The sequence below is a fragment of the Qipengyuania gelatinilytica genome (genome assembly GCF_019711315.1).
GTDB classification, from domain to species: domain Bacteria; phylum Pseudomonadota; class Alphaproteobacteria; order Sphingomonadales; family Sphingomonadaceae; genus Qipengyuania; species Qipengyuania gelatinilytica.
On the sequence record NZ_CP081294.1, the window covers coordinates 1,400,750 to 1,424,551 of the forward strand.

Consider the following 23,802-nt stretch of genomic DNA (forward strand, 5'->3'; position numbering starts at 1 on the left):
ATCAGGCCGAAATAATAAGGGCGGCGCGAGCTGCACCGCCGTGTGGCGCGCCCTTTGTGTGATTCCCGGCCAAAAGTCAAGCGCCAGAGGGCAGGAAGGCTACCAACTGACCTTGCCGCGATTGGCTTTCACCTCGCCGCGGACTTTCTTGGCCTTCAGCCGCTTGACCTTGCCCACGCGGTTCACGCGGCTTTTCTTGCGCTTCTTGGGCGGGGTGAGCGCCTGACCCAGCAGGGCGACCAGCCGTTCGCGCGCAGCCTCGCGATTCTGTTCCTGCGTGCGGTACTCGTTCGCGGTCAGGACGATTTCGCCTGCCTTGGTGAATTTGCTGCCGGCAATTTCCTTCAATCTCTCGAAGGCATCGGGCGGCATGCCCAGCTGGAACACGTCGACCCGCAATTGCACCGCGGTCGCAACCTTGTTGACGTTCTGTCCGCCCGGGCCGGAGGAAGCGATGAATTTCTCCTCGGCAATCTCCAGCGCCCGGTCGGCAATCCTACCCATCGGTGAACCCGAGCGCCGCGAAGTCGCGCGGCAGCGGTGCCGCGGCCTCGATCGCGGGCTTTTTCTCGCGCGGGACCACCAGCCCGGCGGCGTGCAGCATGGTGCGCGGCGCGCCCTTTCCGGTGCCATAAACCAGATCACCGAGCAGCGGCAGGCCGAGGCCCGCCTGGCAATGAATGCGGATCTGGTGCGTCCGGCCGGTCTCAGGGCGGAATTCGAGCAAGGCCTTGCCGTCATGTTCCATCAGCTTGCGCCAGTGCGTGACCGAAGGCTTGCCCTTCTTAGCCGCGATCATCCGCCAGCCCTTGTCGGCGCTGCTGATTTTCGACAGCGAGAGTTCGATCGTGCCCTCGTCACCTTCGGGGATGCCGGCCAGGATGCCGAGATAGCGCTTCTCGACCAGCCGGTCCTCGAACGCCTTGGCGAAGCGCTTCAGCGACTTGGGATTGCGCGCCAGCAACAGGCAGCCGCTGGTATCGGTGTCGAGCCGGTGCACCGGCGAAGGCGGCCGCTGGAAGCCCAGCTTGAGCTGCTCGAAATGGTCTTCGAGGCAGGGGCCGCCGCGTTTCGGGCGGTCCACGGGAAGGCCGGCAGGCTTGTCGATGACGAGCGCTTCGCCGTCTTCGAAGATAATCGGAATATCGGTCATGCAGTCTTCAGTTTCGCGTGCACCATCCGGCGCAGCGCATTGGCGAGGAAGAAACCGTCCTCGAGATCGGCAATAGTGAGTTCGGCCTCGCGCGCCTTCCCTTCGTCGAGAAGCGACTGCCGGTAGACACCGGGCAGCAGGCCGAGCGCGGCTGGCGGCGTCAATAGCACGCCATCGTTATCGCGCACGAAGATATTGGTGACGCAGCCTTCGGTCAGCAAGCCGTCCTCGCGCACGAACAGCGCTTCTGTCGCGCCCATCTCTTTTGCGATCCGCTGGCCGTCATCATAGAAACTGCGATCGGTCGTCTTGTAGCGCAGGCGCCAGTCGCCCGGATCGACGGGCAGGGGCAGCACGATACATTCCGCAGGTTCGCCCCAAGCTGCGGGCATGTCCTGGATGTCGAGTGCGATCGCCCCGCTGCGCGCCGCGAGCAGGCGGATGCGGCTCGGCTTTTCGAGCACGAAGCACAGCGCGTGAAGCTGGTTGCGCGCTTCGTGCCGGTCGAAGGAAAATCCGAGCTCGGCCGCGCTGGTCTTCATGCGCATCAAGTGCTCCTCGAGGAAGTCGAACCCTTCCTCGGGCGAGAACCGCATGGTTTCGATCAGGTCGAACTGCGCCGCCTTGTGATCGGGAGAAGACGCGCGGGCAAAGGCACCCTTGATCAGCGCCTCGCGCCATTCGGTGCGCGGCTCGCTGTCGGCGACGATGGCCCCGCCCACCCCAAGCACGGCCTTGCCGCGCGCATTCTCGATCTCGGTCAGGCGCAGGGTGCGGATCGCCACGTTGAAAGCCGCATCGCCGTCTGCCCCGATCCGCCCGATCGCCCCGCAATAGGGACCGCGGGGGTGCGCTTCGATGGCATCGATCAATTCCATCGCGCGGATCTTGGGCGCGCCGGTGATCGAGCCGCAGGGGAAGAGCGCGCGCACCAGGTCGATTGCGCCCTTGCCTTCCTGCAACTGGGCCCGCACCACGCTGACCATCTGGTGCACCGTGGGATAGCTCTCGATCGCAAAGGGCTCGTCCACCCGCACGCTGCCCGCTTCGGCCACGCGGGCAAGATCGTTGCGCATCAGGTCGACGATCATCAGGTTTTCGGCCTTGTCCTTGACCGAGCCCGCCAGTTCTTCCGCATGCGCCGCATCCTGCGCCGGATCGGCCGAGCGCGGCCGCGTGCCCTTCATCGGCTTGGCCTTTGCCTCGCTGCCTTTCAGTGACACGAAGAGTTCGGGCGACAGGCTGAGCAGCCAGTGCGACCCGTCGAAAATCACCCCGCCATAGCCCGCCTGCGCGGCCGGACGCAGCGCCGCGTACAGGCCAAGGGGGTCGCCGGTGAAATTACCCGCCAGCGGGAAGGTCAGGTTCGCCTGGTAGATATCGCCGGCGCGGATCGCTTCCTGCAGCTGGCCGAAGGCCGCCTCGTAACCGCCCGGTGACAGCTGCGGTTCGAGCGGGCCGACACCGCCCCCTCCTTCGGCATGGGACACCAACCAGTCGGGCATGTCTGTGGCCGGGATCCGCTCTGGCTCGTCGAACAGGCCGAGCCATACGAGCGGCCCCATCGCCCCGGTTCGCGCATCGGCAAGCCCTGCAAGTTTCTCTTCCAGCGCCAGCCCTGCTTCATAAGCAATGTAGCCCGCCAGTTCCCCGCCCTCCTGGCGCGCTTCTTCGGCGTCCCGCAGCACGGCCTCGACCTCGTCCGCGCGGCGCGCAACGAAGATCTTGCGGGGGTTGGAAAACAGCAAGGCATCGGCAGCGCCGCTTTCGCGCGCATCATCGAGCAATACGAATGGGGTCCGGACCGCCATAGACATCAAGCCTTTAGCGCCTTGGCCGCGCAAGTCGAGGGATTGCTTGACGCAAGGGCGCCTGCTGCCTCAAACCGAAGGCCGGTTTTTCGAACAGAATACGAAACAAGGGACGGGCACAAATGAGCACTCTTTTCCTCGGTCTTGGAGCCGATGGCGAGAAGCAGCACCTGCTTCTGGAGCAGGCAAACCGCCACGGGCTGATCGCGGGTGCAACGGGCACCGGCAAGACGGTAACGCTGCAAGGACTTGCAGAAAGTTTCTCGGCCAATGGCGTTCCCGTTTTCGTGGCCGACGTGAAGGGCGACCTTGCCGGTATTTCGATGGCCGGATCGCCGCAATTCAAGCATGCGGACAAGCTGGAAGGCCGCGCGAAGGAACTGGGCATGGACGACTATGCCTATGCCGATAACGCCGCGGTTTTCTGGGATCTCTACGGCGAAAAGGGCTTTCCGATCCGCACCACGATCTCGGAAATGGGGCCGTTGCTGCTTGCCCGGCTGCTCGACCTCAACGAAACGCAGGAAGGCGTGCTCAACATCATCTTCCGCTATGCGGACGAGAACAACCTCCTGCTACTCGATCTCGGCGACCTTCAGGCGATGCTGACCTTCGCCTACGAGAATTCCAAGGATTTGTCCGGTGTTTACGGGAATGTTTCCAAGGCCAGTGTCGGCGCGATCCAGCGCCAGCTGCTGAGCTTCGAAAGCCAGGGCGCCGACCAGTTCTTCGGCGAACCTGCGCTGGAGATCGACGATTTCCTTAGCGTCGATGAACAGGGTCGCGGCATCATCAACGTGCTCGCCGCCGACAAGCTGATGCGCAGTCCCAAGCTCTACGCGACCTTCCTGCTCTGGCTGCTCGCCGAACTGTTCGAGACCCTTCCCGAAGTCGGCGATCCCGAAAAACCGAAGCTGGTGTTCTTTTTCGACGAGGCACACCTCCTCTTCGACGATGCGCCCGAAGCGCTGGAGGACAAGGTCGAACAGGTCGTGCGCCTGATCCGTTCCAAGGGCGTCGGCGTCTATTTCGTCACCCAGAACCCGATCGACATTCCCGAAAAGATCGCCGGCCAGCTGGGCAACCGCGTCCAGCACGCCCTGCGCGCCTTCACCCCGCGCGACCAGCGGGCGATCAAGGCAGCGGCCGAGACATTTCGCATCAATCCCGAGCTCGATGTCGAGGAAGCGATCACCGAATTGAAAGTCGGCGAAGCGCTGGTCTCCACGCTCGACGAGGACGGCGCGCCCACCGTGGTGCAGCGCACGCTCATCAAGCCGCCGCACTCGCGCCTCGGACCGGTGACCGAGAAAGAACGCAAGATCATCAACTCGGTCTCCGATCTCGACGGGAAGTATAACGAGGCCGTCGACCGCGAGAGCGCCGAGGAAGTGCTCGCCGCCAAGGCCGCCGATGCTGCCGAGACCGCGAAGGAGGTCGAGGAAAAGGGCCGCGAGGAAGTGGCCAAGCGTGAGCGAAAATCGACCAGTCTCTGGGGCATGGACATCGGCAAGGCAGGCAAGGCTGCGGCCAAGGCGGCTGCGGGGTCGATGACCTCGATCGCGGTCGCGACGGTGCTCGGCAAGAAATCGCGCGCCGATCCGGTCCGCACGGGCCTCAATGCCTTCGTGCGCAATATCGTCGGCGGGTTGATGCGCTAGAGCGGGAGGCGGAACTCGGCCCGCAGGCCGCCTTCAGGGCGGTTGGAGAGGGCCAGCGTCCCGCCATGCTGTTCGGCCACGGCACGTGCCAACGTCAGGCCGAGGCCCGCGCCCCCGGTTGAGCGGTTGCGGCTTGCCTCTCCGCGCGTGAAGGGCTGAAGCATTTCGGCGATGCGGTCTTCAGGAATGCCGGGGCCGCTATCTTCGACCCGCAGGATGGCTTCATCGCCCTCCTTCCCGATCCATACGCTGGCATTGCCGCCATAGCGCAGCGCATTCGATACGAGGTTCCTGAGGCCGCGCTTGAGCCAGGTGAGGTGCACGGGGGCGACCACGCGGGACGCATCGAGCGTGACTTTCTCGCCCGTATCCTCGAACTCCTCGGCCACCGATGCGGCCAGCGCGGCAAGATCGGTGCGCTCGGGCAATTCGTTCGACTTGCCCACCCGCGCAAGCGCGAGGATTTCATCGAGCGTGAGAGTGATATCCTCGATGCTGTCGACCATGCGGGCCCGCGCGACCTCGTCCTCGACACCCTCGACCCGTACGCGCAGCGCGGCTAGCGGCGTCTTGAGATCGTGCCCGATCGCGCCGAGCATGACGTCCTTCTCTTCCAGCATGGCACCGATGCGCGCTTCCATGGCGTTATGCGCGGTGATCAGCCGTTGCACGTCCTCCGGGCCGCGCGGTTGGATCGGTTCGTACTGGCCGGGCGATGCGGCGAACCTTTCGGTCTGGCGGGTGAGCTGGGCCAGCGGTCCCGTCAGGCGGCGCAGGACCAGCCACAGGATGAAGGAGAGGAGCAGCGTGAGTGCCGCAGCCCGCAACAGCGGGTACACCGGTCCGAAGTGCTGGTGCGTATCGCGGACCGGCGCGCGCACGATTTCCCAGCCCTCGCCCTCGGAAATGCCCGCAATCGCGACCGTTTTGGGTACATCGCGCTCGGACAGGCCGCGACGCATGGCGAACCTGAGCAGGAAGCGCTGCGAGACCGGATCGGCGCTGACCGGTCGTTCGACCACCCTGATGTCGGAGAAAGTGCGGCCGTTGTCGCGCAGGTTCTCCGCCAGGCGCTCTTCCAGTTCGGGACGGCGCTCGTCCACAGGGAGTATGTCGAAGGTGTCCGACTGCCGGAAATCGGTATTGGCGAAGCGGCGGCGGTTCGGGCCGGGCCGGCGCGGCGGACGGCGCCCTTCCGCATCGCGCGCGGTGGGGCGCGGGTCGATGTTTACGACCAGCGGATCGTCGGCGAAGCGCGAAGCTGCGACGAGGCGCAGGCTGAGCGTGTTCACGAGCGCCGTTTCGACGCGGTCCTTCTCGATGCTGTAAGCGAGAAAGCCGTTCACGCCCTGCACGATAAAGAGCGTCAGCCCGAGGGCGAACGTGAGCTGTCCGAGCAGGCTTTTCGGCAGGAAACGCTTCATGCGGGCACCCGCGTGACGTCGGCGGCGAGGCGATAGCCGCCGCCGCGTACGGTCTGGATGAATTGCGGATTGCGGGTGTCGGCCTCGATCTTGCGGCGCAGGCGACTGATCTGGTTGTCGACCGCGCGGTCGAACAGATGCGCCTCGCGTCCCTGCACCATGTCGAGCAGCTGGTCGCGGTCGAGCACCTGCCGGGGATGATCGCAGAAGGCGCGTAGCATGCGGAATTCTGCCGTGGAGATCGGCACCAGCGTGCCTTCTGGATCGGTGAGGCGACGCTTCAGCGGGTCGAGCGTCCAGCCTTCGAACCGATAGACAAGGTCTTCGGCAGGAGCCGGGCCCGAACGGTCTGTCCGGCGCAGGACCGAACGGATACGCGCGACCAGTTCGCGCGGCTCGAACGGCTTGGTGACATAGTCGTCGGCACCGATTTCCAGCCCGACGATGCGGTCCATCGCCTCGCCCTTCGCGGTGAGCAGGATCACCGGAAGCTGGCGGCTTTCGACGAGGTGGCGGCAGAGCGAAAGCCCGTCCTCGCCCGGCATCATGATGTCGAGCAGGACGAGATCGGGCATCTCGGTTTCGAGCAGGCTGCGGGCCTGCGCCGCGCTTTCCGCCTCGCGCACGGCAAACCCCTGGCCGGAAAGATATTCCGCCAGGGGTTCGCGCAAGGTGCGCTCGTCATCGACAAGCAGGAGTGAGGTAGGCGCTGTATCGGTCATATGGTCCTCTTCGCGCCTACCTCCTGGTTTGCGTGGCGCGCAAGCGGCTTACTGGCCGCCGGCCTTGCGTTCGCCGCGAACGGCTTGGCGCATCGCCTTGTGACGGGCCTGCATTTCGGCAGTCGTCACCTGGCCATCGCCATCGGTGTCGGTCTTGGCGAACTGGTCGGCGATCGCTGCATCGAATTCGGCGCGGGTGATCGTCTTGTCGCCATTGGCATCGGCGAGGCGCAGCATGTGCATGCCGCCGCGATGACCGCGCTTGCCGCCACGGGCCTTGCGCTCACCACCACGACGCTCGCCGCGCGCCTCATGACCGGCCTTCATCTCGGCCTGCGAAAGACCGCCCGAATTGTCGGTGTCGAGACGCTCGAAGCGCTCTGCCATGCGCTCTTCACGGCGTTCGCCGCGCTGCGCCCGGCGCTGGTCGCGCTTTTCCATGCGTTCTGCATGCATGGCCTGCATTTCGGCCTGCGACAGCTCGCCATCACCGTTCGTATCGGCCTTGGCGAAATGCGCCTGGCGGCGGGCCGCACGGTCCTCGGCATTGATAACGCCGTCGCTGTTCGCATCCATCCGGGCGAACATCTGGTCGGCATGTGCGGTCATTTCGGTGCGCGTGACGAGGCCGTCACCATCGGCATCGATTTTCATCTTGCCCATGTGGCCATGGGCGAGTGCCGCAGTGCCGGTCAGTGCGAGCGCGGCGGCGGTCAGGGAAAGGGTCGTCTTTTTCATTTTCAAGCTCCTGGAATGGGGGAGCTGCAGCGCCGGGGGACTTGCGAGGGAGGGGAGGAAGGCGCCGCAGCTCGTGTGCCCTTTCTAGGCACCCAATGTCGCAGCAATATGCCGTGAAACGGGTGTTTTGTAACGCTTTGTCGCAGGACGAAGTGCCTGTTCATGCTGGCGAAAAGTCAGCCTTGCCGTCAGGCGACCTTGTCCATCAGGAAGGCGTTGAGCTTGTTTCCGTCCGGATCGCGGAAATAGGAGGCGTAGAAGAGCATGCCGTTCTCGTCCGGTTCGCCGCGCGGCCCCGGCTCGCCCTCGTCGGTGCCGCCGTGGGCCAGTGCGATTTCATGCAGCTTGTGGACCTGCTCGCGGTTCTTCACCTCGATAGCCACCATCGTGCCATTGCCGACGCTTGCTTCTTCCCCGTTGAAGGGTTTGGTCGCCGCGATGCCGGGCGCGCCGCCCATTTCGCCCCAGGCGATGAAGGTTTCAAACTCCATCATGCGCCCGACGCCCATTTCGGCGGCGATGGCATCGTAGAACTTTGCCGCCCGCTCAAGGTCGTTCGTACCGACCGTAACATATCCAATCATCCGCGTGACTCCTTATCCAAAACGACTCGCGACCGATGGAACATTACGTGAACATGCGTAATCCTACAACCCGCCTCAGAGGGGAGCGCACTCACGCTCGAGCCAGACGAGGTCCTCGCCCTCGAGCTGCGGGGCGAGGATCGCGCGGGTCTTCGCGTGGTACTCGTTCCACCATGCGATCTCGCGTTCGGTAAGCAGGTTCTTGTCGACCAGCTTGCGGTCGAGCGGCACGTGGGTGAGCGTTTCGAAGGTGAGGTACTTGCCCTCGCTGCCTTCGATCTGCGCATCGACGACCAGCACGAGGTTCTCGATCCGGATGCCGTATTCGCCCGGCTTGTAATAACCCGGCTCGTTCGAGAGGATCATGCCTTCCTGAAGCGGGGTCTCGGTGCCGGGGAAAGCGCCGCCGGGCTTCGAGATACGCTGCGGGCCCTCGTGGACAGAGAGATAGCTGCCGACGCCATGGCCGGTGCCGTGGCCGTAATCGACGCCCGCCTGCCACAGATGCATGCGAGCCAGCGCGTCGAGGGCGCCGCCGCTGGTCTTGTCTGGGAAACGCGCGAGGTCGAGCTCGATATGGCCCTTCAGCACGCGCGTGTTGCGGTCGACCATTTCGGCCGTCGGCTCGCCCGGGCCGACCCAGACGGTGCGCGTGATGTCCGTGGTGCCGTCGAGATACTGGCCGCCCGAATCGCACAGGTAGATGCTGGAGGGCGGGATCGGGATATTGCTGTCTTCATCCACCTTGTAATGCGGCAGCGCGGCATGGCCGGCGGCGGCGCTGATGGTGTCGAAGCTGGTGTCCTTCATGTCCGGGCTAAGGCCGCGGAATTCGCGCAGCTTGGCGGCTGCCGTCAGCTCGTCCACTTCGCCCGAAGGAGCGTTTTCCTCGATCCAGCGAAGGTACTTCACGACAGCAGCACCGTCTCGAGCCTGCGCATCGCGGTGCCCCTGCTGCTCGGCGGGGTTCTTGATCGCCTTGGGCAGGACTGCCGGATCGGCATCGCGCACCACGGTCGCGCCGCCTTCCTCCAGCGCATGGAAGATGCCCGCCACGGCATGCTTGGGATCGACCGCCACGGTCTTGCCGCTGAGGTCCGCCAGCGCGGGCTGGAAATCCGCGCGATCACGGATGCGAACCGCATTGCCGAGATGCTTGGTCAGTTCGGGCGTCACCTTTTCGGGCGCGATGAACAGCTCTGCCGTGCCGTCGGCATGGGCGAGCACATAGGAGAGCGCGACCGGCGTATTGTCGACGTCTTCGCCGCGCATGTTCAGCACCCATGCAACCGAATCGAGTGCGGTGATGACTGTGGCGTCATAGCCTTCCTGCTTGAGCCAGTCGGCGATCTCGGCACGCTTGTCCGCGCTCGAACGGCCAGTGAACTTGTCGTCATGCGGGACTGCCGCCGCACGCGAGGGCTGCGGCCGGTCGGCCCAGACGGCATCGATCGGATTGCCATCGACCGGGACCAGCTCGATGCCCTTCTTGGCAAAGAACTTTTGCGCGTCCTCTGCCCATTCGACCCCGTGGAGCCACGCGTCGTAACCGATCTTGGCGCCCTTGTGCGCATTCTCGGCCAGCCATTTGGCGGGCGAAGTCGCCGGCACGTCTTCGTAGTCGTAGAGCTTGGAGTCGACCTGCTCGCGCACCTGCACGGTGTAGCGGCCGTCGGTGAACATGGCGGCCTTGTCCTTGAGCACCGCCGCGCTGCCCGCGCTGCCCCCGAAGCCGGTCAGCCAGTGGAGGCGCTGGGCGTAGGAGCCGACATATTCGCTCATGTGTTCGTCGGAGATCGGGATGACGAACCCGTCGAGGCCGCGCTTGTCCAGTTCGGTGCGCAGCGCGTCGAGACGGGCTTCATGGGTTTGCATAAGCATGGGCGAAATATCCTTTCATCGGTGCCGCTCTGCCTTTTGGCGAAGCAGCGCTTGCCGCGGCGCTTTGCCGCGCATAATCACCATCCTTCAATAGGGAACTGCGGCTGTTCTTTCCACCTTTGTGCCGCACCGAAAGGGATCGCTCGTGACTTTCAACCGACTGGCTGCGTGCCTATCTGCCTGCCTGGTGGCTTTTGCCGCACCTATCGCTGCCCAAACTGCCGAAGGGACATCCGTGACTGAACCGACCTCGCCGCCGACTGCCGAGAAGCGCGACTATTCCTACACCCAGCACGGGATCACCATTTCCGATCCCTATAACTGGATGAAAGACCAGAGCTATCCGACCGTCGACGACAAGGATGTGCTCGATCACCTGAAGGCCGAGAACGAATGGTTCGAAGCACGCATGGCTCCGCAAAAGGCGCTGGTCGACGAACTCTACGAAGAAATGAAGGCGCGCGTGAAGGAAGACGATTCCTCCGTTCCGCAGAAGGATGGCGACTGGATCTACTGGTCGGAATTCGAGGAAGGCGCCGAGTACCGCAAATATTACCGCAAGCCGGTGGCCGGCGGCGAAGCGCAGCTAATCCTCGACGAGAACGCGTTGGCCGAAGGGCATGAGTATTTCCGCCTCGGCGCCTTCTCCGTGTCGAAGAATGGCCGCTATCTCGCCTATTCGAGCGACACCAACGGTTCGGAACGCTTCACCGCGCGGATCAAGGACCTCGAGACCGGCGAGCTGCTGCCCGACGAAATTCCCGGCACGCTGACCGGCCTCACCTGGGTGATGGACGACAAGGCGATCGTCTACGGTCTCGCCAACGAACAGTGGCGCGTCCACGATGCGACGCTGCATGTTCTCGGCACACCGATTTCCGAAGATGTCGAGCTTTACCGCGAGACCGAGAATGACGGTTTCCGCGTCGGCGCAGGCCTTTCGGCTCAGGAAGACTGGCTGATCATCGCGGTCGGCGACAGCGAGACCAGCGAAGTGCGCATGGTACGCGCCGACAATCCGACCGGCGAACAGATCCTCGTCGCAGCCCGGAAGACCGGCCGCGAATACGATGTCGATGTTCGTGACGGCACGCTCTACATCCATACCAACGACGATCACGTGAATTTCCGCCTCGCCACGGCGAGCCTCGACAATCCCGGCGAGTGGACCACGCTGATCGCCGGATCGGACGAATTCTACCTCTCCGATTTCGAGCTGTTCAAGGATTTCTACGTCACCGAAGGCCGCCTGCGCGGTCTCGACCAGATCCAGCTGCGCAGTTATGCCGATCCGAACCTCGTGAAGCCGATCGCCTTCACCGAAGCGAGCTTCTCGACCGGCCTTTCGAATAATCCGGAATACGACACGCAGAAGCTGCGGCTTGCCTATGAAAGCATGGTTACGCCGGATTCGGTCTATGACTACCATGTCGGAAATGGCGAACTGGAACTGCTCAAGCAGCAGGAAATCCCGAGCGGCTATGACGCGAACCTCTACCAGGTCGAACGTATCGAGATCGCCGCACGCGACGGGACCATGGTCCCCGTCTCGATCGTCAGCCGCAAGGACCGCGAGGCTGGCGGCCCGCTGCATCTCTATGCCTATGGCGCATACGGCTTCGCCTATCCGCCCAACTTCTCCACCACGCGCCTCAGCCTCGTCGATCGCGGTTTCGCCTTTGCCATCGCGCATATCCGCGGCGGCGACGATCTGGGCCGCAACTGGTACCTGCAAGGCAAGCTCAACGAGCGCACCAACACCTTCAACGATTTCGTCGATGTGGCGAAGGGGCTGATCGCCAAGGGTTACACGCAGCAGGGCAAGATCAGCGCGAGCGGCGGTTCGGCCGGCGGCGAGCTCATGGGCGTCGTGCTCAACACCAATCCCGAACTCTGGGGCGCGGTGGTGGCGCATGTGCCTTTTGTCGACGTGCTCAACACGATGCTCGACAAGGATTTGCCGCTCACCCCGGGCGAATGGCCCGAATGGGGCAACCCGATCGAGAGCAAGCAGGCCTTCGCCTATATCCTGTCCTATTCGCCCTACGACCAGGTCGTGGCGCAGGACTATCCGCCGCTTCTGGTGACCGCCGGCCTCAACGATCCGCGCGTGACCTATTGGGAGCCTATGAAGTGGGTCGCCAAGCTGCGCGAATACAAGACCGATGAGAACGAGCTGCTGCTGAAGACCAATATGGGCGCAGGCCACGGCGGCAAGTCGGGCCGCTTCGCCTCGATCTACGAGGTCGCGGAGGAATACGCCTTCATCCTGTGGCAGATGGGCTTGACGGAGTGATTTTGCGCGCGCTGTTGGGCATCGAGTTCGCTTGCCTGATCATCGTCGCGTTTCTCTCCTATTCCACGCTTGCTTGGGAGGGGCCAGAGAACTGGGCAGCCGTCGCCTTGCTCATCTATGGAGGGGCGGCTGTCCTCCTCCTATCGCTTTGCATGCTCATTGCACTTGCTGTTATTCGGCGATCGGCCTTCGACAGTGACGGGAAGAGCAAGCGATACATCCTCGCCCTCTCTCCATTCGCAATCAGCATTCTGTTCTTCGGAATATCCTACGCCAGCGAGGTATGGGCATGAAACATTTCCGCCAAACCTTCACCGCGCTTCCAGAGCACATCGACGAGCTGGGGCACGTCAACAACACGGTCTGGGTCCGCTGGATCCAGGACCTGGCTACGGCGCACTGGTCGGACACTGCGCGACCCGAAGATGCCGAACAGTTCTTCTGGGTCGTGACCCGCCACGAAATCGATTACCGGGGCAATGTGTCCGAGGGCGAGAGCGTGACGGGCGAGACCTGGATCGAGGGCGACCCGCGCGGGGCGACCTCGATCCGCCGCGTCGATTTTCGCAATCAGGCGGGCAAGGTGATCGTTTCTGCGGCCACGACCTGGGCCATGCTTGATCGCGAGAGCCAGCGACTGGTCAGGGTGCGGCCCGAAGTTCTCGCACCCTTCCGCTAGGTCAGGCTGCCGAGCGCCCTGCGGCCGCCTCGGCCTCGAACATCTCGACTGTATCCGAGCAAGTCCTGTTCCGGCCCGCACACTTCGCTTCATACAGCAGCTGGTCGGCACGCGAATAAAGCGCCCCGAAGTCGACGTCCTGCTGCTCGGCAAGCAATTCGAAATCGAGCAGGCCCATGCTCGCGGTGACCGGGCTGTCGAGGCCTTCGATCTCGGCCAGCGTACGCGAGCTGATTGCGCGGCGACGCGCCTCCGCCCGCTTGGCTGCATCCTTTCCGCGCAGCATCAGCAGGAATTCCTCGCCACCGATGCGGAAAGCCACGAGGTTGCGGTCGGCCCCGCCCCTCAGCGTGTCGCCGGTATAGCGCAGCACGGCATCGCCGACCGGGTGCCCGTGTATGTCGTTGATCGCCTTGAACCGGTCGATGTCGATGATCGCCATGACCGTAAAGCCGTCCTCTACCAAGGCGTCGAACCGCGACTGCAGTGCGCGGCGGTTCAGCAGGCCGGTCAGGTCGTCATGCTCGGTCAGCGCCTCCATCGCACGCGCGGCGTCGAGTGCGCGATCGCGTTCGCGGCGGATGGAGATGAACCGGTCAGCCACCGCCAGCGCAGTCGCCACGACCTCGAACAACAGGGCCAGGTTCTGCGCCCAGGTCTCGTCGAAGGTGACCTCGGTGATGTTGACCGGATCGACGAAGAAGACTGTCAACGCCTGGAAGATGACGATCGCGGTCAGGGGCGCAAAGCCGAGGATGAGGTAGGGAGCCATCCGGCTGCCGGCTGCGCGAGCCGAGAACAGGACATAGAAATATCCCGCCAGCAATGTGCACAGCGCCCCGAAGTAAATCCGGTCGATCCACAGGCCGAAGGGCTCCGGGAAGAAGGTCAGGACGGCGCCATTGACGAGCACACCTGCCGCAGCACACAGCATGATGACCTTGTGGCGGCGGGTCATGAATTCCTGCTCGATGAACTTGTAGGCGAACAGGATCGTCGCCAGGATCATCAGGTCGAGCGTGAAATAGGTGACGATGAGTTCGGCCGAATAGGAAATCGGCATGATCAGCGGAAGCAGGCCCGACACGGCAGCGGTCTGGATTGCCGCCATCAGGCAGAAAGCCGCGTGGAACAGCGGAAACGACTGGCGAAGGGCCCTGAAGTAACCGAGATCGAAGATGATCGGCGCAAGGAACAGTCCGCACAAGAGGGCGGCCAGCAGGTGGATGTAGCCTGCCTTTGCCTTGACCGAAGGCTCCGCGACGAGTTCCGCCGCAACCAGAGTTTCGGGCCACCACGACTTGTCGACCACCATGACAATGGCCACCGGCGGCGTTGCGGACTGCGGAAACTCCACAATCGATTTCAGGCTGGAGGAACCCAGCTGGGTGTCGGCAAAACCGTAGCTGACCGAGCTCTGCGTGCCGTCAGCCTCGATGGCGATGACGGTCAGCTTCTCGTATTCGTTGCGGTCGAACTCGGCGAAGCGCGGAGGCTGCGCACCGGCTGCGGGCTTGGTCAGGTCGTGGCGGATGAAATGGCGTTCGGCTTCCCAGTCGAATTCGGCCCCCTCGCAGGTCCAGCGCGAGCCGTCCGCCAGCAGGCTGTCGTATGTCGTCCCGGCCTTGTCCGAAGTGTGGCAGATGGATCCGGGCGCAAATTTCGCTGCCTGGGCGGCTTCCTGCGCATAAGCAGCAGGCGCAATGGCGCAAAGCATCGCCAGAAAAGCGAGCAATATCAGCCGCAAGAAGCGCGGCGCAGCCATGGCGAGATTCACTCCCATCGCTGCGCCATACGCGGTATGAATTAAGAGCAGGTTATCAAAAACCGCCTGCGCGTTAACTTTATCCCTTGAGGACGTCGGCGACAGGTCGGTAGGCGTAGCCAAGTTCGTCAGCCACGGCCTTGTAGGTCACCTCGCCCTTGTGGACATTAAGGCCTTCGGCAAGGTGCGGATCGGCGGCAAGAGCGTCCTTCCAGCCCATCCGCGCGATACGCAGCGCATGCGGCAGGGTAACATTGTTCAGCGCATAGGTGCTGGTACGCGCCACCGCGCCGGGCATGTTGGCGACGCAATAGTGCACGATATCGTCGACGATATAGGTCGGATCGGCATGGGTCGTGGGCTTGGAAGTCTCGAAACAACCGCCCTGGTCGATCGCCACGTCGACGAGCACTGCGCCCTTCTGCATATCCTTGAGCATGTCGCGGGTGACCAGCTTGGGAGCGGCTGCACCCGGGATCAGCACGGCGCCGATCACGAGGTCCGCACCGCACACTGCGTCGTAGAGGTTTGCGGCGTTGGAGAAGCGGGTGCTGGCGCGCGTTTCGAAATGCGTGCCGACCTTTTCCAGAACTTCGGGATCGCGGTCGAGGATGGTGACATCCGCGCCGAGGCCGGCAGCCATCTGCGCGGCGTTGAAACCGACCACACCGCCGCCGATGACCACGACCTTGCCCGGCATGACGCCCGGGACACCGCCGAGAAGGACGCCGCGGCCACCATGAGCCTTTTCCAGCGCAGTCGCACCTGCCTGCACGCTCATGCGGCCGGCGACCTGGCTCATCGGCTTCAGCAGCGGCAGCTGGCCGCGCGGACCCGTGACGGTTTCATAGGCGATCGCGGTCACGCCGCTATCGACGAGGTCCTTGGTCTGCGGCGCATCGGGCGCGAGGTGGAGGTAGGTGTAAAGGATCTGGCCTTCGCGCAGTTTGGAACGCTCGACCGCCTGCGGTTCCTTTACCTTCACGACCATTTCGCATTCGGCGAAGATCTCGTCCGGAGTGTCGACGATCTTCGCGCCTGCAGCGACATATTGTTCATCGGTCGCATCGATGCCGCAGCCTGCCTGCGTCTCGATCCAGACCTCGTTACCCTGGACGATCAGTTCCTTCGCGCTCTCCGGCGTGAGGCCGACGCGATATTCGTGGTTCTTGATTTCCTTGGGGCAACCGATGCGCATTGGGGGACTCCTTGATGTCGGCGATGCCGTTACATCTGTAACCATCGGCGGGCAAGGCTTGTCGTCCCCCGCGAGGGCACGAAATCACAGCAAGCAGAAGCGAGGTTCCTGGCAGCGCGCCTGGGCTAGATGGTGATCCAGGACAGCTCGATCGTATCGCTGCCCGCAGTCTCCGTTACGCTCGAATCGATGCCGGCGTCCGACAGCAGGTTCGCGATGGTGGTCGCATCTTGCGCATTGCCGAGGACCATGACGGGCACGCCCGTACGCTCGGCGGCCCAGATAGCAAGTTCGAGACTTGCCTGCCCCGCCTCGCTCGGCTTGCCGTCCTCCATCGAGATCCGCGGGAGTTGCAGCAGAGGCGGCCTGAGACTGGCAGTCCAGCCGGGAACCGAGCGTGTCACGCGGCTCTCGAGCTCGCGGTATCCCTGCAGGCTGAGCTGCGGCAGGGGCTTCGCGGTCGCCGCGATCCTGCGCGTTTCGCGGTCGAGCATGACGTCGTCCCGCGATACGCCCGCTGCCATGGCCATCCTGTCGACCATGCCGGCAATCTGTCGCTCTGTAGCAGCGGCCTGTTCCGCAGCCCGCGCGCGCGCGAGTTCGGCCTGCTCGGCGGCACCCGGGTCGGCACCTACGCGGAACTGCTCGATGCTGACTGACACATCGTCGCCCAACCGCCTGCGCAGTGCGCGGGTGATGTCTTCATTGGCATCGGCATCGAATTCGGGGGTGAGCACGGTCGCCGTGATGCTCAGCGGTTTGCTGCCCCAGTCGATGGACTGTTCGCTGATGCGCGAACGATCCCCGAACTCCGCCTCGATCGTGTTCTTCACGATACGCTGTGCGTTTGCTTCCCATGCGATCTGACGCAGCGAGAGGCCGAGCGGTATCGCCAGGGCCACGAAAATGAAGAAGATCCCGACATTCTGGAACCAGCCCTGCCGGGTGGAGAGCGTGGTGCGGAACCCGTAGAGACGGGCCATGAGCGTGGCGGTGAGCGCGATCGTCAGGAAGTTGGTGAAGAAGAGGCCGAGAGCGCCGAAGAAGACCGTCCAGTTGAAGGTCGCAAGACCGAAACCGACCACCGCGAGCGGCGGCATCAAGGCGGTCGCGATCGCCACACCCACGATGCTTCCCTCGCGCCCGCGGATCATCGCGTAGGAGCCGGCTATCGAGGAAAACAGTGCGACGAGCAGGTCGAAGAGGTTGGGACGCGTGCGGGCCGCGATTTCTTCGGTCACGGTCTGGAGCGGCGAGACAAGAACGATCAGTGCGGCGAACAGGACCGCGGCAATACTGCCCAGCGCCAGCGAGCGGGCAGAGATGCGCAGCCACTTCTGCTTGCCGGTCGCAAGGGCGAAACCGACCCCGAGAATCGGGCTCATCAGCGGCGAAAGCAGCATGGCCCCGATAACGACTGCGGGCGATGAGAGCAGCAGGCCGAGGATCGCGATGCCTGCCGACATCATGATCATCAGGATGTAACGCGGTGTTGCCGGGCACTCGAGTGCGATCTTGGCGACCACGGCTTTGTGATCGACATCGCTGACGACCTTCTCGCGCCAATAGCGGCGCAGCGGCGCGATCGACCTGCCAAGCGGCGAATAGACCCAGCGCGGGGTGCTTTCGGCCTTTTCGTTGGTATCAGTTTCGGTTGCGGCAGATGCGTTCATCGGTGCTCTTTAAATGGGATTTCCATCCTGGTCGCGGAAAATCTCGCGGCGACCGACGTGGTTGGCAGGCCCCACGAGACCTTCGCTTTCCATGCGCTCGATCCATTTGGCCGCGGTGTTGTAGCCCACGCCCATCTGGCGCTGGAGCCAGCTTCCGGAGGCCTTCTGGTTCTCGATCACGATCTGGCAGGCCTGGCGATATTTCCGTTCTTCGGGATTGTCCGAAGCGGTGAACTCGTCCTCGAAATTGAAGCCGCCGTCCTCGGGCTCTTCGGTCACGGCGTCGACATAATCGGGCTTGCCCTGCGCGCGCCAGTGATCGGCCACGCGTTCGACTTCGTCGTCGCCGACGAAGGGTCCATGGACGCGCACCATCGCGCCGGTATTCGGCTTGTAGAGCATGTCGCCCTTGCCCAGCAGCTGTTCGGCGCCCTGCTCGCCAAGGATCGTGCGGCTGTCGATACGGCTCGTCACCTTGAAGCTGATGCGGGTCGGCAGGTTCGCCTTGATGACGCCGGTGATGACGTCGACCGAGGGGCGCTGCGTCGCCATGATGAGGTGGATGCCGGCGGCACGCGATTTCTGCGACAGCCGCTGGATCAGCACTTCGATTTCCTTGCCGACGGTGACCATAAGGTCGGCCAGCTCGTCGACGATCAGGACGATCAGCGGCAGCGGTTCGTAATCGAGCTGCTCTTCTTCATACAGCTCCTCGCCGGTTTCGGGATCGAAGCCCGTCTGGACGCGGCGGCCGAGCGGCTTGCCCTTTTCCGCGGCCTTGCGGACCTTCTCGTTGAAGCCCGCGATATTGCGCGAATTCACGCTGCTCATCATGCGGTAGCGCTTCTCCATCTCCTCGACCGCCCACTTCAATGCGCGGACCGACTTGGCCGGTTCGGTGACCACCGGCGAAAGGAGATGCGGGATATCGTCGTAGGTCTTGAGCTCGAGCACCTTGGGATCGATCAGGATCAGGCGGCACTCGTCGGGCGTGAAGCGGTAGAGCAGCGATAGCAGGATCGCGTTGAGGCCGACCGACTTACCCGAACCCGTGGTACCCGCGACCAGCAGGTGGGGCATGGCGGCAAGATCGGCGATGATCGGCTCGCCTGCGATGTCCTTGCCGAGGATCATCGGCAGGCTGCCGCGATGATCGACGAAGGCGGCCGAAGTCGCGAGTTCCTTGTAGCTGACCATCTGTCGGTCGGCATTGGGCAGTTCGATACCGATCACGGTCTTTCCGGGAATCGGCGAGACGCGCGCGCTGATCGCGCTCATGTTGCGGGCGATGTCTTCGGCAAGACCGACGACGCGGCTAGCCTTGATCCCGGGGGCGGGCTCCAGCTCGTACATGGTAACGACCGGACCGGCGCGTACTGCGGTAATCTCGCCCTTCACGTTGAAATCGTCGAGCACGTTTTCGAGCAGGCGCGCATTCCTCTCGAGCGCGATCTTGTCGAGCTTGGGCGCATTGGTTTCGGGCTGGTCGGTCAGCAGTTCGTGGCTCGGCAACTGGTAGCTGGCGAACATGTCGCGCTGCTTTGCCTTGGCCGGACGCGACTGTGCGGGAGCGGAAACCGGATCGGCAATCTCGGGCGCGCGGCGCGGTTCGCGCACCGTTGCATCCTCGTCCGCCTCGTCGTCTTCGGCGATCGCGGCCCGCTTGGCGCGCTTCTGCCTTTTCGGCGCGAGCGGAAGATCGATATCCGAGGTGTCGGGCCTGCGCCGAAGCTTTTCCGGCAAGGTGAAAAACTGCGCCCAGTCGATCGCGAAGACCTTGGTCACCAGCGCCAATCCGCCGCCCAGGGCCAGGAGCCCCAGCCCTCCGATGATCCAACCTGAGAATTCGCCGCCAAAACGTGTCGCGACGGCATCGATGCCGCCCGCACCGAGCAGGCCGGCCAGCCCGCCAGCGCCCGCCGGGAATGGCCCCGGACTGTCTTCGAACAGGAGCGATATCACCGTGCCCAGCAGCAGCATGGCCAGCATGAGCAGGGCGAAGGGGCTCCACCACTTGCCCGGCGTTTCCTCCTCTTCGGGATCCTCGACCCCGGTCCACAACCGGCGCGCCGAAATCCAGAGCAGGGGCAGAAGCAGCAGCGCGGGCAGGCCGAAGACGAAATAGGCCCGCTCGGAAGCCCATGCGCCGCTCAGCCCCATCCAGTTGCCGATCTGCGAGCCGTCGGCCGCGGTCGACGGGCTGGGGTCGGTCTGAGTGTAGCTGACCAGCGCGAGCGCGAGGAACAGCAGCAGCGCGAAAAGTATCCCGCTGCCCGCCATATGCGTGGCGCGCCGCAAAGACCGGCGGAAAGCCGCCCGCCAATCGGGTTTGGCGCCTGCGCGCGTTGCCATTCGTATTTCCCCTAATCCGTCGAGAGCGCGCAGTATGAATCCTCGGAGAGTCCGAGGTCAAGGCATGTTCGTCGAGCCGAGTCCGTCGATAGCGCCCCAGCGCGGCCAGTCGAGTTCGAGAGCCCGCTGCGCATTCATGCCGCCCAATGCGATGACAGGCACTGGCGACTGCCGCGCCAACTCGTGAAATCCGTGCACACCGAGCGTTGCCGCCCCCGGGTGCGAGGCAGTCGGGAAGACCGGCGAGAGGAAGATACCGTCAGCTTGCGCGGCCACGGCCTTTTCGATCTCGGCGCTGTCATGGGCAGTGACAAGCTTCAGGCCCTTGCCCGATCGCTCGGGCGGTCCATAGCTGCCGTCCGCACCCCAATCCTCCTCGCCCGACAGGATGACCTTGTGGCCGCAGGATCGTGCGATTCCTGCCAGTTCGTCGAAACGCGCGCGCCGCTGCGCCGGCTCAAGGTGATAATGACGGAACACGAAACCCGAGCCGCGCGGCAGGGCGCGCAGGGTTTCTGCGAGCCCTGTATCATTGCGCGCATCGCTCAAGAACCAAAGCAGGGGGAGGGACTGGCGTGTCGTCACATCTCGGCTATAGCGCGCCCAAGATGGAAAAGGCAGACACTCCTCTCGCACAGGTTCGCAGCAATATCGCGCTGGTTTGCAAACGCGCCCGGCGCGATCCCGGCGAGGTCACTCTCGTCGCGGTCAGCAAGCGCCACGAAGCCGCGGCGATCAAACCGCTCCTGCTCGAAGGTCATCGTCATTTCGGCGAGAACCGCGTCCAGGAAGCACAGGAAAAGTGGCCCGCACTGCGCGAGGCGCATCCCGGTGTGCAGCTGCATCTCGTCGGACAGCTGCAGTCGAACAAGGCCGAGGATGCCGCCGCGCTGTTCGACGTGATCCATTCGCTCGACCGGCCAAGCCTCGTGAAGGCGCTGGCAAAGGCCTTCGACAAGACCGGCAGGCAGGTGCCCTGCTTCGTGCAGGTCGATGTTGGCGACGAGCCGCAGAAGGGCGGCTGCCCGGTTGGCGAACTGTCCGCCCTGATCAAGGAGGCCCGCGACGCCGAGATCCCGCTGGCGGGCCTCATGTGCCTGCCGCCAGCCGAGATCGAGCCCGCACCGTTCTTCGCTTTCCTCGACAAGCTCGCACGCGATCACGGGCTCGAAGGGCGCAGCATGGGCATGAGCGGCGACTACGAAACGGCCATCATGCTCGGCGCGACGCATGTGCGTGTCGGCACCGCGCTGTTTGGCGAACGCCCTTCCTGAACCGCCAGCCCCGCGCTCAAGCAGCGAAGCGGTAGCGCGGACAAGACACGCTCAAGCAGCGAAGCGGTAGCGCGGACAAGACACGCTCAAGCAGCGAAGCGGTAGCGCAAAGAAAAAGGGGCGCCCGAAAGCGCCCCTTTCCCATTTCTCAGATGCTGCGTCCGATCAGAATTCGAACGTCGCTTCGACACCGATCTGGCGACCCTTCGACAGCGGCGACAGCGTGCCGCCTGCCGGGAAGAAGCCGAACGGCTCGTTGATGCCATTGCTCAGCGGACCGCCGAAGGGCAGCTGCGTATCGCCACCGGCCTGGACCTGGTCGAGCAGGTTCTTTCCGTAGAGCGAGAAGCTGAGGCCTTCCATCGGGGTATCCCAGGTGATGTTGGCATCGAGGATCTGCGCTTCCTGGATGTAACCGAAGTTGTTGTCGGTATACGCGAACTCGTCACGGAACTGGTAGTTCACGCGGGTCGTGATTGCGCTGTCACCCAGGTACAGCTCGTGGATCATGCCGACACCCCAGGTGATCGGGGGAACGCGCGGCAGCGACAGCGCGAGGTCGGCATCGTCGATCACGCCGTCACTCGAGATGTCGAAACGCACTTCGTCATAATCCGCGTCGATCACGCCGATATTGGCCGTGAACAGCAGCGAGTCGGTGACGCGCATGCGGCTTTCCGCCTCGAAACCGAGGATCGAGGCATCGGCCGTGTTCAGGATGAACTGCGAGACACCGGCGGTCGGGCTCGACTGGTTCACTTCGCGCTGCATGTCCGAAATGTCGGTCAGGTAGACTGCAGCATTCAGCGTGAAGGCACCATCGTCCGACTGGAACTTGCCGCCCAGCTCGTAATTGTCGACCTTCTCTTCGTCGAAGGAGAAGTTGCCGCCCGTTGCCGGGACCACGACGTTCTCGAACACGGTCGCGTTGGTGATGCGGAAGTTGTAGCCGCCCGAACGATAGCCGCGGGTCCAGTGTGCGTAGACCTGGCCCTTGTCGAATTCGTACTGAAGGCCGAGCTTCGGCGACCAGTTGGACCAGCTGTTGTCATCCGTGAAGCCGTTGTTTTCGGTCGGGATGAAGGGGTTGGTACCGCTGGTCGGGCAGGTGCCGTCGACCACCGAACATTCGGGACGCGGACGGATGTAGGTGACGCCCGCATCCTTTTCTTCGCGGCTCCAGCGGAGGCCGGCGATGACCGAGAGGGCATCGGTGAGGTAGAACTGGCCGTTGGCGAACGCGCCGAGGACCTGATGGTCCTGCGTACCGCCGCCGTAGAAGGTCAGCGGCGAAAGCGGCGGCAGGTCACGCACTTCGGTGTAGGCGATCGACTGGTCGAAGAAGAACCCGCCGACGGTCAGGTCGAAGCTATCACCCGAAACCGCGTAGCGCAGTTCGTTCGAGATCTGGTCCTGCTCGGTTTCGGTGCTCGAGTGGAAACCGAAGAAGGGCGCGCTGTCGATATCGCCCAGCGTCGTCGCGCTATAGCTACGATAGCCGAAGATATTGGTCAGCGTACCCGGGCCGATGTCGACTTCTGCGGTAACCGAACCGGTCCAGATTTCGTTGTCGTAATTACCGGGCTCGTCGATCGCGAAATCGAAGGTGTCACGGCGGAAGATACCGCGGTTCTGGCCCGAAGGACCGTCACCTTCAGAGGTGAAGTAGTCGAGCTTGCCGCGGATCATCAGGCCGCCGAAACGCCCTTCGAGCGCGCCGCGCAGGATCTTCGTTTCCGCTTCGCCGTGATTCTCGCCATCGAACAGGTTGGTGAAGTAACCTTCGTCCTTGTTGTAATAGCCACCCAGCTTGAACAGCAGGGTGTCTTCGACGATCGGGCCCGAAATCACACCGCTGACGGTGTAGTTCGAACCGCCGCGGCCGCCATCGACCCAGGGGCCGTCGACCGAAGCGCGGAATTTGCCGCTGAATTCGTCGGTCGGGTTGCCGGTGTTCAGCAGTACTGCGCCGCCGGTCACGTTGCGGCCGAACAGCACGCCCTGCGGACCACGCAGGATTTCCACGCTGTCGAGGTCGAACACGTCGAACACGACGCCGCCGTTGAAGCCGAGATAGACGCCATCGACGAAAACGCCGACGGTCGGGTCGATCGAGGGGATCGAGGAGTTGATGCCGAGACCGCGGATCGAGAAGTTCGCCGTACCGCGGCTGGTGCCGACCTGGTCGAGCGAAACGTTCGGTGCCGAATAGGTCAGCGACTGGACGTCACGCACGTTGAGGGCATCGAGGCTTTCAGAATTGAACGCGGTCACGGCAAGCGGGATGTCCTGCACGTTTTCCGGGTTCTGCGTCTTGGTGCCGGTGACGATGATGGTGTTGAGCGAGTCGATACCGCGGGCCGGGGTCTGGTCCGCTGTATCATCTTCCTCCACAACCGTTACGGTTTCCTGGACAACCGTAACATCATCTTCCTCAACAACCGTAACGGTTTCCTGCACAACCGTATCGGTGTCGTCATCCGAGTCCTGAGCCATTGCAACCTGGGGCAGCAGCGTGAAGCCGGCGCCGAGAAGTGCAAGCGTGCGCAATGATAGCGTAGTAGATCGCATGAGGGGTCCTCTCCTTTGGA

The 23,802-nt window shown here is 63.6% G+C and carries 19 protein-coding genes; 5 read left to right on the forward strand and 14 right to left on the reverse strand.

Features of this window, described 5'->3' with window-relative positions; all coding sequences use genetic code 11:
- Positions 1-99 precede the first annotated feature (99 nt).
- From arfB to pabB, 3 genes are read right to left on the reverse strand one after another with little or no spacing between them, the layout of a single operon-like run.
- The gene (gene arfB, locus K3136_RS07030) at positions 100-504 is read right to left on the reverse strand and encodes an alternative ribosome rescue aminoacyl-tRNA hydrolase ArfB (RefSeq protein WP_221432141.1); all 405 of its coding nucleotides are present in this window, start codon (positions 502-504) and stop codon (positions 100-102) included.
- Entirely contained in the window at positions 497-1,153 is a 657-nt protein-coding gene (locus tag K3136_RS07035) for an RluA family pseudouridine synthase (RefSeq protein WP_221432142.1), read from the reverse strand. Before K3136_RS07035 ends, arfB begins: the two co-directional genes overlap by 8 nt.
- Positions 1,150-2,964 carry an aminodeoxychorismate synthase component I gene (gene pabB, locus K3136_RS07040; protein ID WP_221432143.1) on the reverse strand — a complete coding sequence of 605 codons (1,815 nt, stop codon included), beginning with the start codon at positions 2,962-2,964 and terminating at the stop codon, positions 1,150-1,152. Before pabB ends, K3136_RS07035 begins: the two co-directional genes overlap by 4 nt.
- A gap of 122 nt (positions 2,965-3,086) precedes the next feature.
- Between pabB and K3136_RS07045 the strand changes: the two genes are divergently transcribed.
- Positions 3,087-4,625, forward strand: a complete 1,539-nt coding sequence (locus tag K3136_RS07045) for a helicase HerA-like domain-containing protein (protein WP_221432144.1) — start codon at positions 3,087-3,089, stop codon at positions 4,623-4,625.
- Here the strand turns inward: K3136_RS07045 and K3136_RS07050 are convergent.
- The 5 genes from K3136_RS07050 to K3136_RS07070 form a co-directional block, all read right to left on the reverse strand.
- The gene (locus K3136_RS07050) at positions 4,622-6,049 is read right to left on the reverse strand and encodes a sensor histidine kinase (RefSeq protein ID WP_221432145.1); all 1,428 of its coding nucleotides are present in this window, start codon (positions 6,047-6,049) and stop codon (positions 4,622-4,624) included. The genes K3136_RS07045 and K3136_RS07050 overlap by 4 nt on opposite strands.
- Complete coding sequence (locus K3136_RS07055; protein ID WP_221432146.1) at positions 6,046-6,771, reverse strand: response regulator; 726 nt, start codon at positions 6,769-6,771, stop codon at positions 6,046-6,048. Before K3136_RS07055 ends, K3136_RS07050 begins: the two co-directional genes overlap by 4 nt.
- Before the next feature lie 48 nt (positions 6,772-6,819).
- A complete protein-coding gene (locus K3136_RS07060) occupies positions 6,820-7,509 on the reverse strand; it encodes an EF-hand domain-containing protein (RefSeq protein ID WP_221432147.1) in 690 nt (229 codons plus the stop codon).
- A gap of 188 nt (positions 7,510-7,697) precedes the next feature.
- A complete protein-coding gene (locus K3136_RS07065; protein ID WP_221432148.1) occupies positions 7,698-8,093 on the reverse strand; it encodes a VOC family protein in 396 nt (131 codons plus the stop codon).
- A gap of 75 nt (positions 8,094-8,168) precedes the next feature.
- Positions 8,169-9,974, reverse strand: coding sequence for an aminopeptidase P family protein (locus K3136_RS07070; RefSeq protein WP_221432149.1), 1,806 nt, complete (start codon positions 9,972-9,974; stop codon positions 8,169-8,171).
- Between the two features lie 235 nt (positions 9,975-10,209).
- Here K3136_RS07070 and K3136_RS07075 point away from each other — a divergent pair, with 235 nt between their 5' ends.
- From K3136_RS07075 to K3136_RS07085, 3 genes are read left to right on the forward strand one after another with little or no spacing between them, the layout of a single operon-like run.
- Entirely contained in the window at positions 10,210-12,270 is a 2,061-nt protein-coding gene (locus K3136_RS07075; protein ID WP_247711472.1) for a S9 family peptidase, read from the forward strand.
- A gap of 14 nt (positions 12,271-12,284) precedes the next feature.
- Positions 12,285-12,563, forward strand: coding sequence for a hypothetical protein (locus K3136_RS07080; RefSeq protein ID WP_221432150.1), 279 nt, complete (start codon positions 12,285-12,287; stop codon positions 12,561-12,563).
- Entirely contained in the window at positions 12,560-12,949 is a 390-nt protein-coding gene (locus tag K3136_RS07085) for an acyl-CoA thioesterase (protein ID WP_221432151.1), read from the forward strand. The genes K3136_RS07080 and K3136_RS07085 overlap by 4 nt, the downstream gene beginning before the upstream one ends.
- A 1-nt stretch (position 12,950) precedes the next feature.
- On the opposite strand, the gene K3136_RS07090 is transcribed toward K3136_RS07085, so the two are convergent.
- The 5 genes from K3136_RS07090 to K3136_RS07110 form a co-directional block, all read right to left on the reverse strand.
- Positions 12,951-14,732, reverse strand: coding sequence for a sensor domain-containing diguanylate cyclase (locus tag K3136_RS07090; protein WP_221432152.1), 1,782 nt, complete (start codon positions 14,730-14,732; stop codon positions 12,951-12,953).
- Between the two features lie 61 nt (positions 14,733-14,793).
- Complete coding sequence (gene ald / locus K3136_RS07095; RefSeq protein ID WP_221432153.1) at positions 14,794-15,912, reverse strand: alanine dehydrogenase; 1,119 nt, start codon at positions 15,910-15,912, stop codon at positions 14,794-14,796.
- 125 nt (positions 15,913-16,037) lie between these two features.
- Entirely contained in the window at positions 16,038-17,585 is a 1,548-nt protein-coding gene (locus tag K3136_RS07100; protein WP_221429655.1) for a DUF389 domain-containing protein, read from the reverse strand.
- A gap of 9 nt (positions 17,586-17,594) precedes the next feature.
- A complete protein-coding gene (locus K3136_RS07105; protein ID WP_221429656.1) occupies positions 17,595-19,937 on the reverse strand; it encodes an FtsK/SpoIIIE family DNA translocase in 2,343 nt (780 codons plus the stop codon).
- A 57-nt stretch (positions 19,938-19,994) separates the two neighbouring features.
- A complete protein-coding gene (locus K3136_RS07110; RefSeq protein WP_247711302.1) occupies positions 19,995-20,486 on the reverse strand; it encodes a thiamine phosphate synthase in 492 nt (163 codons plus the stop codon).
- 59 nt (positions 20,487-20,545) lie between these two features.
- On the opposite strand from K3136_RS07110, the gene K3136_RS07115 reads away from it, so the two are divergent.
- The gene (locus K3136_RS07115; RefSeq protein WP_221432256.1) at positions 20,546-21,211 is read left to right on the forward strand and encodes a YggS family pyridoxal phosphate-dependent enzyme; all 666 of its coding nucleotides are present in this window, start codon (positions 20,546-20,548) and stop codon (positions 21,209-21,211) included.
- A 165-nt stretch (positions 21,212-21,376) separates the two neighbouring features.
- Here K3136_RS07115 and K3136_RS07120 read toward each other — a convergent pair whose 3' ends face one another.
- Positions 21,377-23,782, reverse strand: coding sequence for a TonB-dependent receptor (locus K3136_RS07120; RefSeq protein WP_247711303.1), 2,406 nt, complete (start codon positions 23,780-23,782; stop codon positions 21,377-21,379).
- Positions 23,783-23,802: the final 20 nt, after the last annotated feature.

What these genes read in the sequence shown, in the direction of transcription:
- pabB (WP_221432143.1), bottom strand. Translation starts at nt 2,964, where the DNA reads ATGGCGGTCCGGACCCCATTCGTATTGCTCGATGATGCGCGCGAAAGC.
- K3136_RS07105 (WP_221429656.1), bottom strand. Translation starts at nt 19,937, where the DNA reads ATGGCAACGCGCGCAGGCGCCAAACCCGATTGGCGGGCGGCTTTCCGC.
- K3136_RS07100 (WP_221429655.1), bottom strand. Translation starts at nt 17,585, where the DNA reads ATGAACGCATCTGCCGCAACCGAAACTGATACCAACGAAAAGGCCGAA.
- K3136_RS07035 (WP_221432142.1), bottom strand. Translation starts at nt 1,153, where the DNA reads ATGACCGATATTCCGATTATCTTCGAAGACGGCGAAGCGCTCGTCATC.
- K3136_RS07055 (WP_221432146.1), bottom strand. Translation starts at nt 6,771, where the DNA reads ATGACCGATACAGCGCCTACCTCACTCCTGCTTGTCGATGACGAGCGC.
- K3136_RS07060 (WP_221432147.1), bottom strand. Translation starts at nt 7,509, where the DNA reads ATGAAAAAGACGACCCTTTCCCTGACCGCCGCCGCGCTCGCACTGACC.
- K3136_RS07050 (WP_221432145.1), bottom strand. Translation starts at nt 6,049, where the DNA reads ATGAAGCGTTTCCTGCCGAAAAGCCTGCTCGGACAGCTCACGTTCGCC.
- K3136_RS07115 (WP_221432256.1), top strand. Translation starts at nt 20,546, where the DNA reads ATGGAAAAGGCAGACACTCCTCTCGCACAGGTTCGCAGCAATATCGCG.
- arfB (WP_221432141.1), bottom strand. Translation starts at nt 504, where the DNA reads ATGGGTAGGATTGCCGACCGGGCGCTGGAGATTGCCGAGGAGAAATTC.
- K3136_RS07065 (WP_221432148.1), bottom strand. Translation starts at nt 8,093, where the DNA reads ATGATTGGATATGTTACGGTCGGTACGAACGACCTTGAGCGGGCGGCA.
- K3136_RS07085 (WP_221432151.1), top strand. Translation starts at nt 12,560, where the DNA reads ATGAAACATTTCCGCCAAACCTTCACCGCGCTTCCAGAGCACATCGAC.
- K3136_RS07120 (WP_247711303.1), bottom strand. Translation starts at nt 23,782, where the DNA reads ATGCGATCTACTACGCTATCATTGCGCACGCTTGCACTTCTCGGCGCC.
- ald (WP_221432153.1), bottom strand. Translation starts at nt 15,912, where the DNA reads ATGCGCATCGGTTGCCCCAAGGAAATCAAGAACCACGAATATCGCGTC.
- K3136_RS07070 (WP_221432149.1), bottom strand. Translation starts at nt 9,974, where the DNA reads ATGCTTATGCAAACCCATGAAGCCCGTCTCGACGCGCTGCGCACCGAA.
- K3136_RS07090 (WP_221432152.1), bottom strand. Translation starts at nt 14,732, where the DNA reads ATGGGAGTGAATCTCGCCATGGCTGCGCCGCGCTTCTTGCGGCTGATA.
- K3136_RS07045 (WP_221432144.1), top strand. Translation starts at nt 3,087, where the DNA reads ATGAGCACTCTTTTCCTCGGTCTTGGAGCCGATGGCGAGAAGCAGCAC.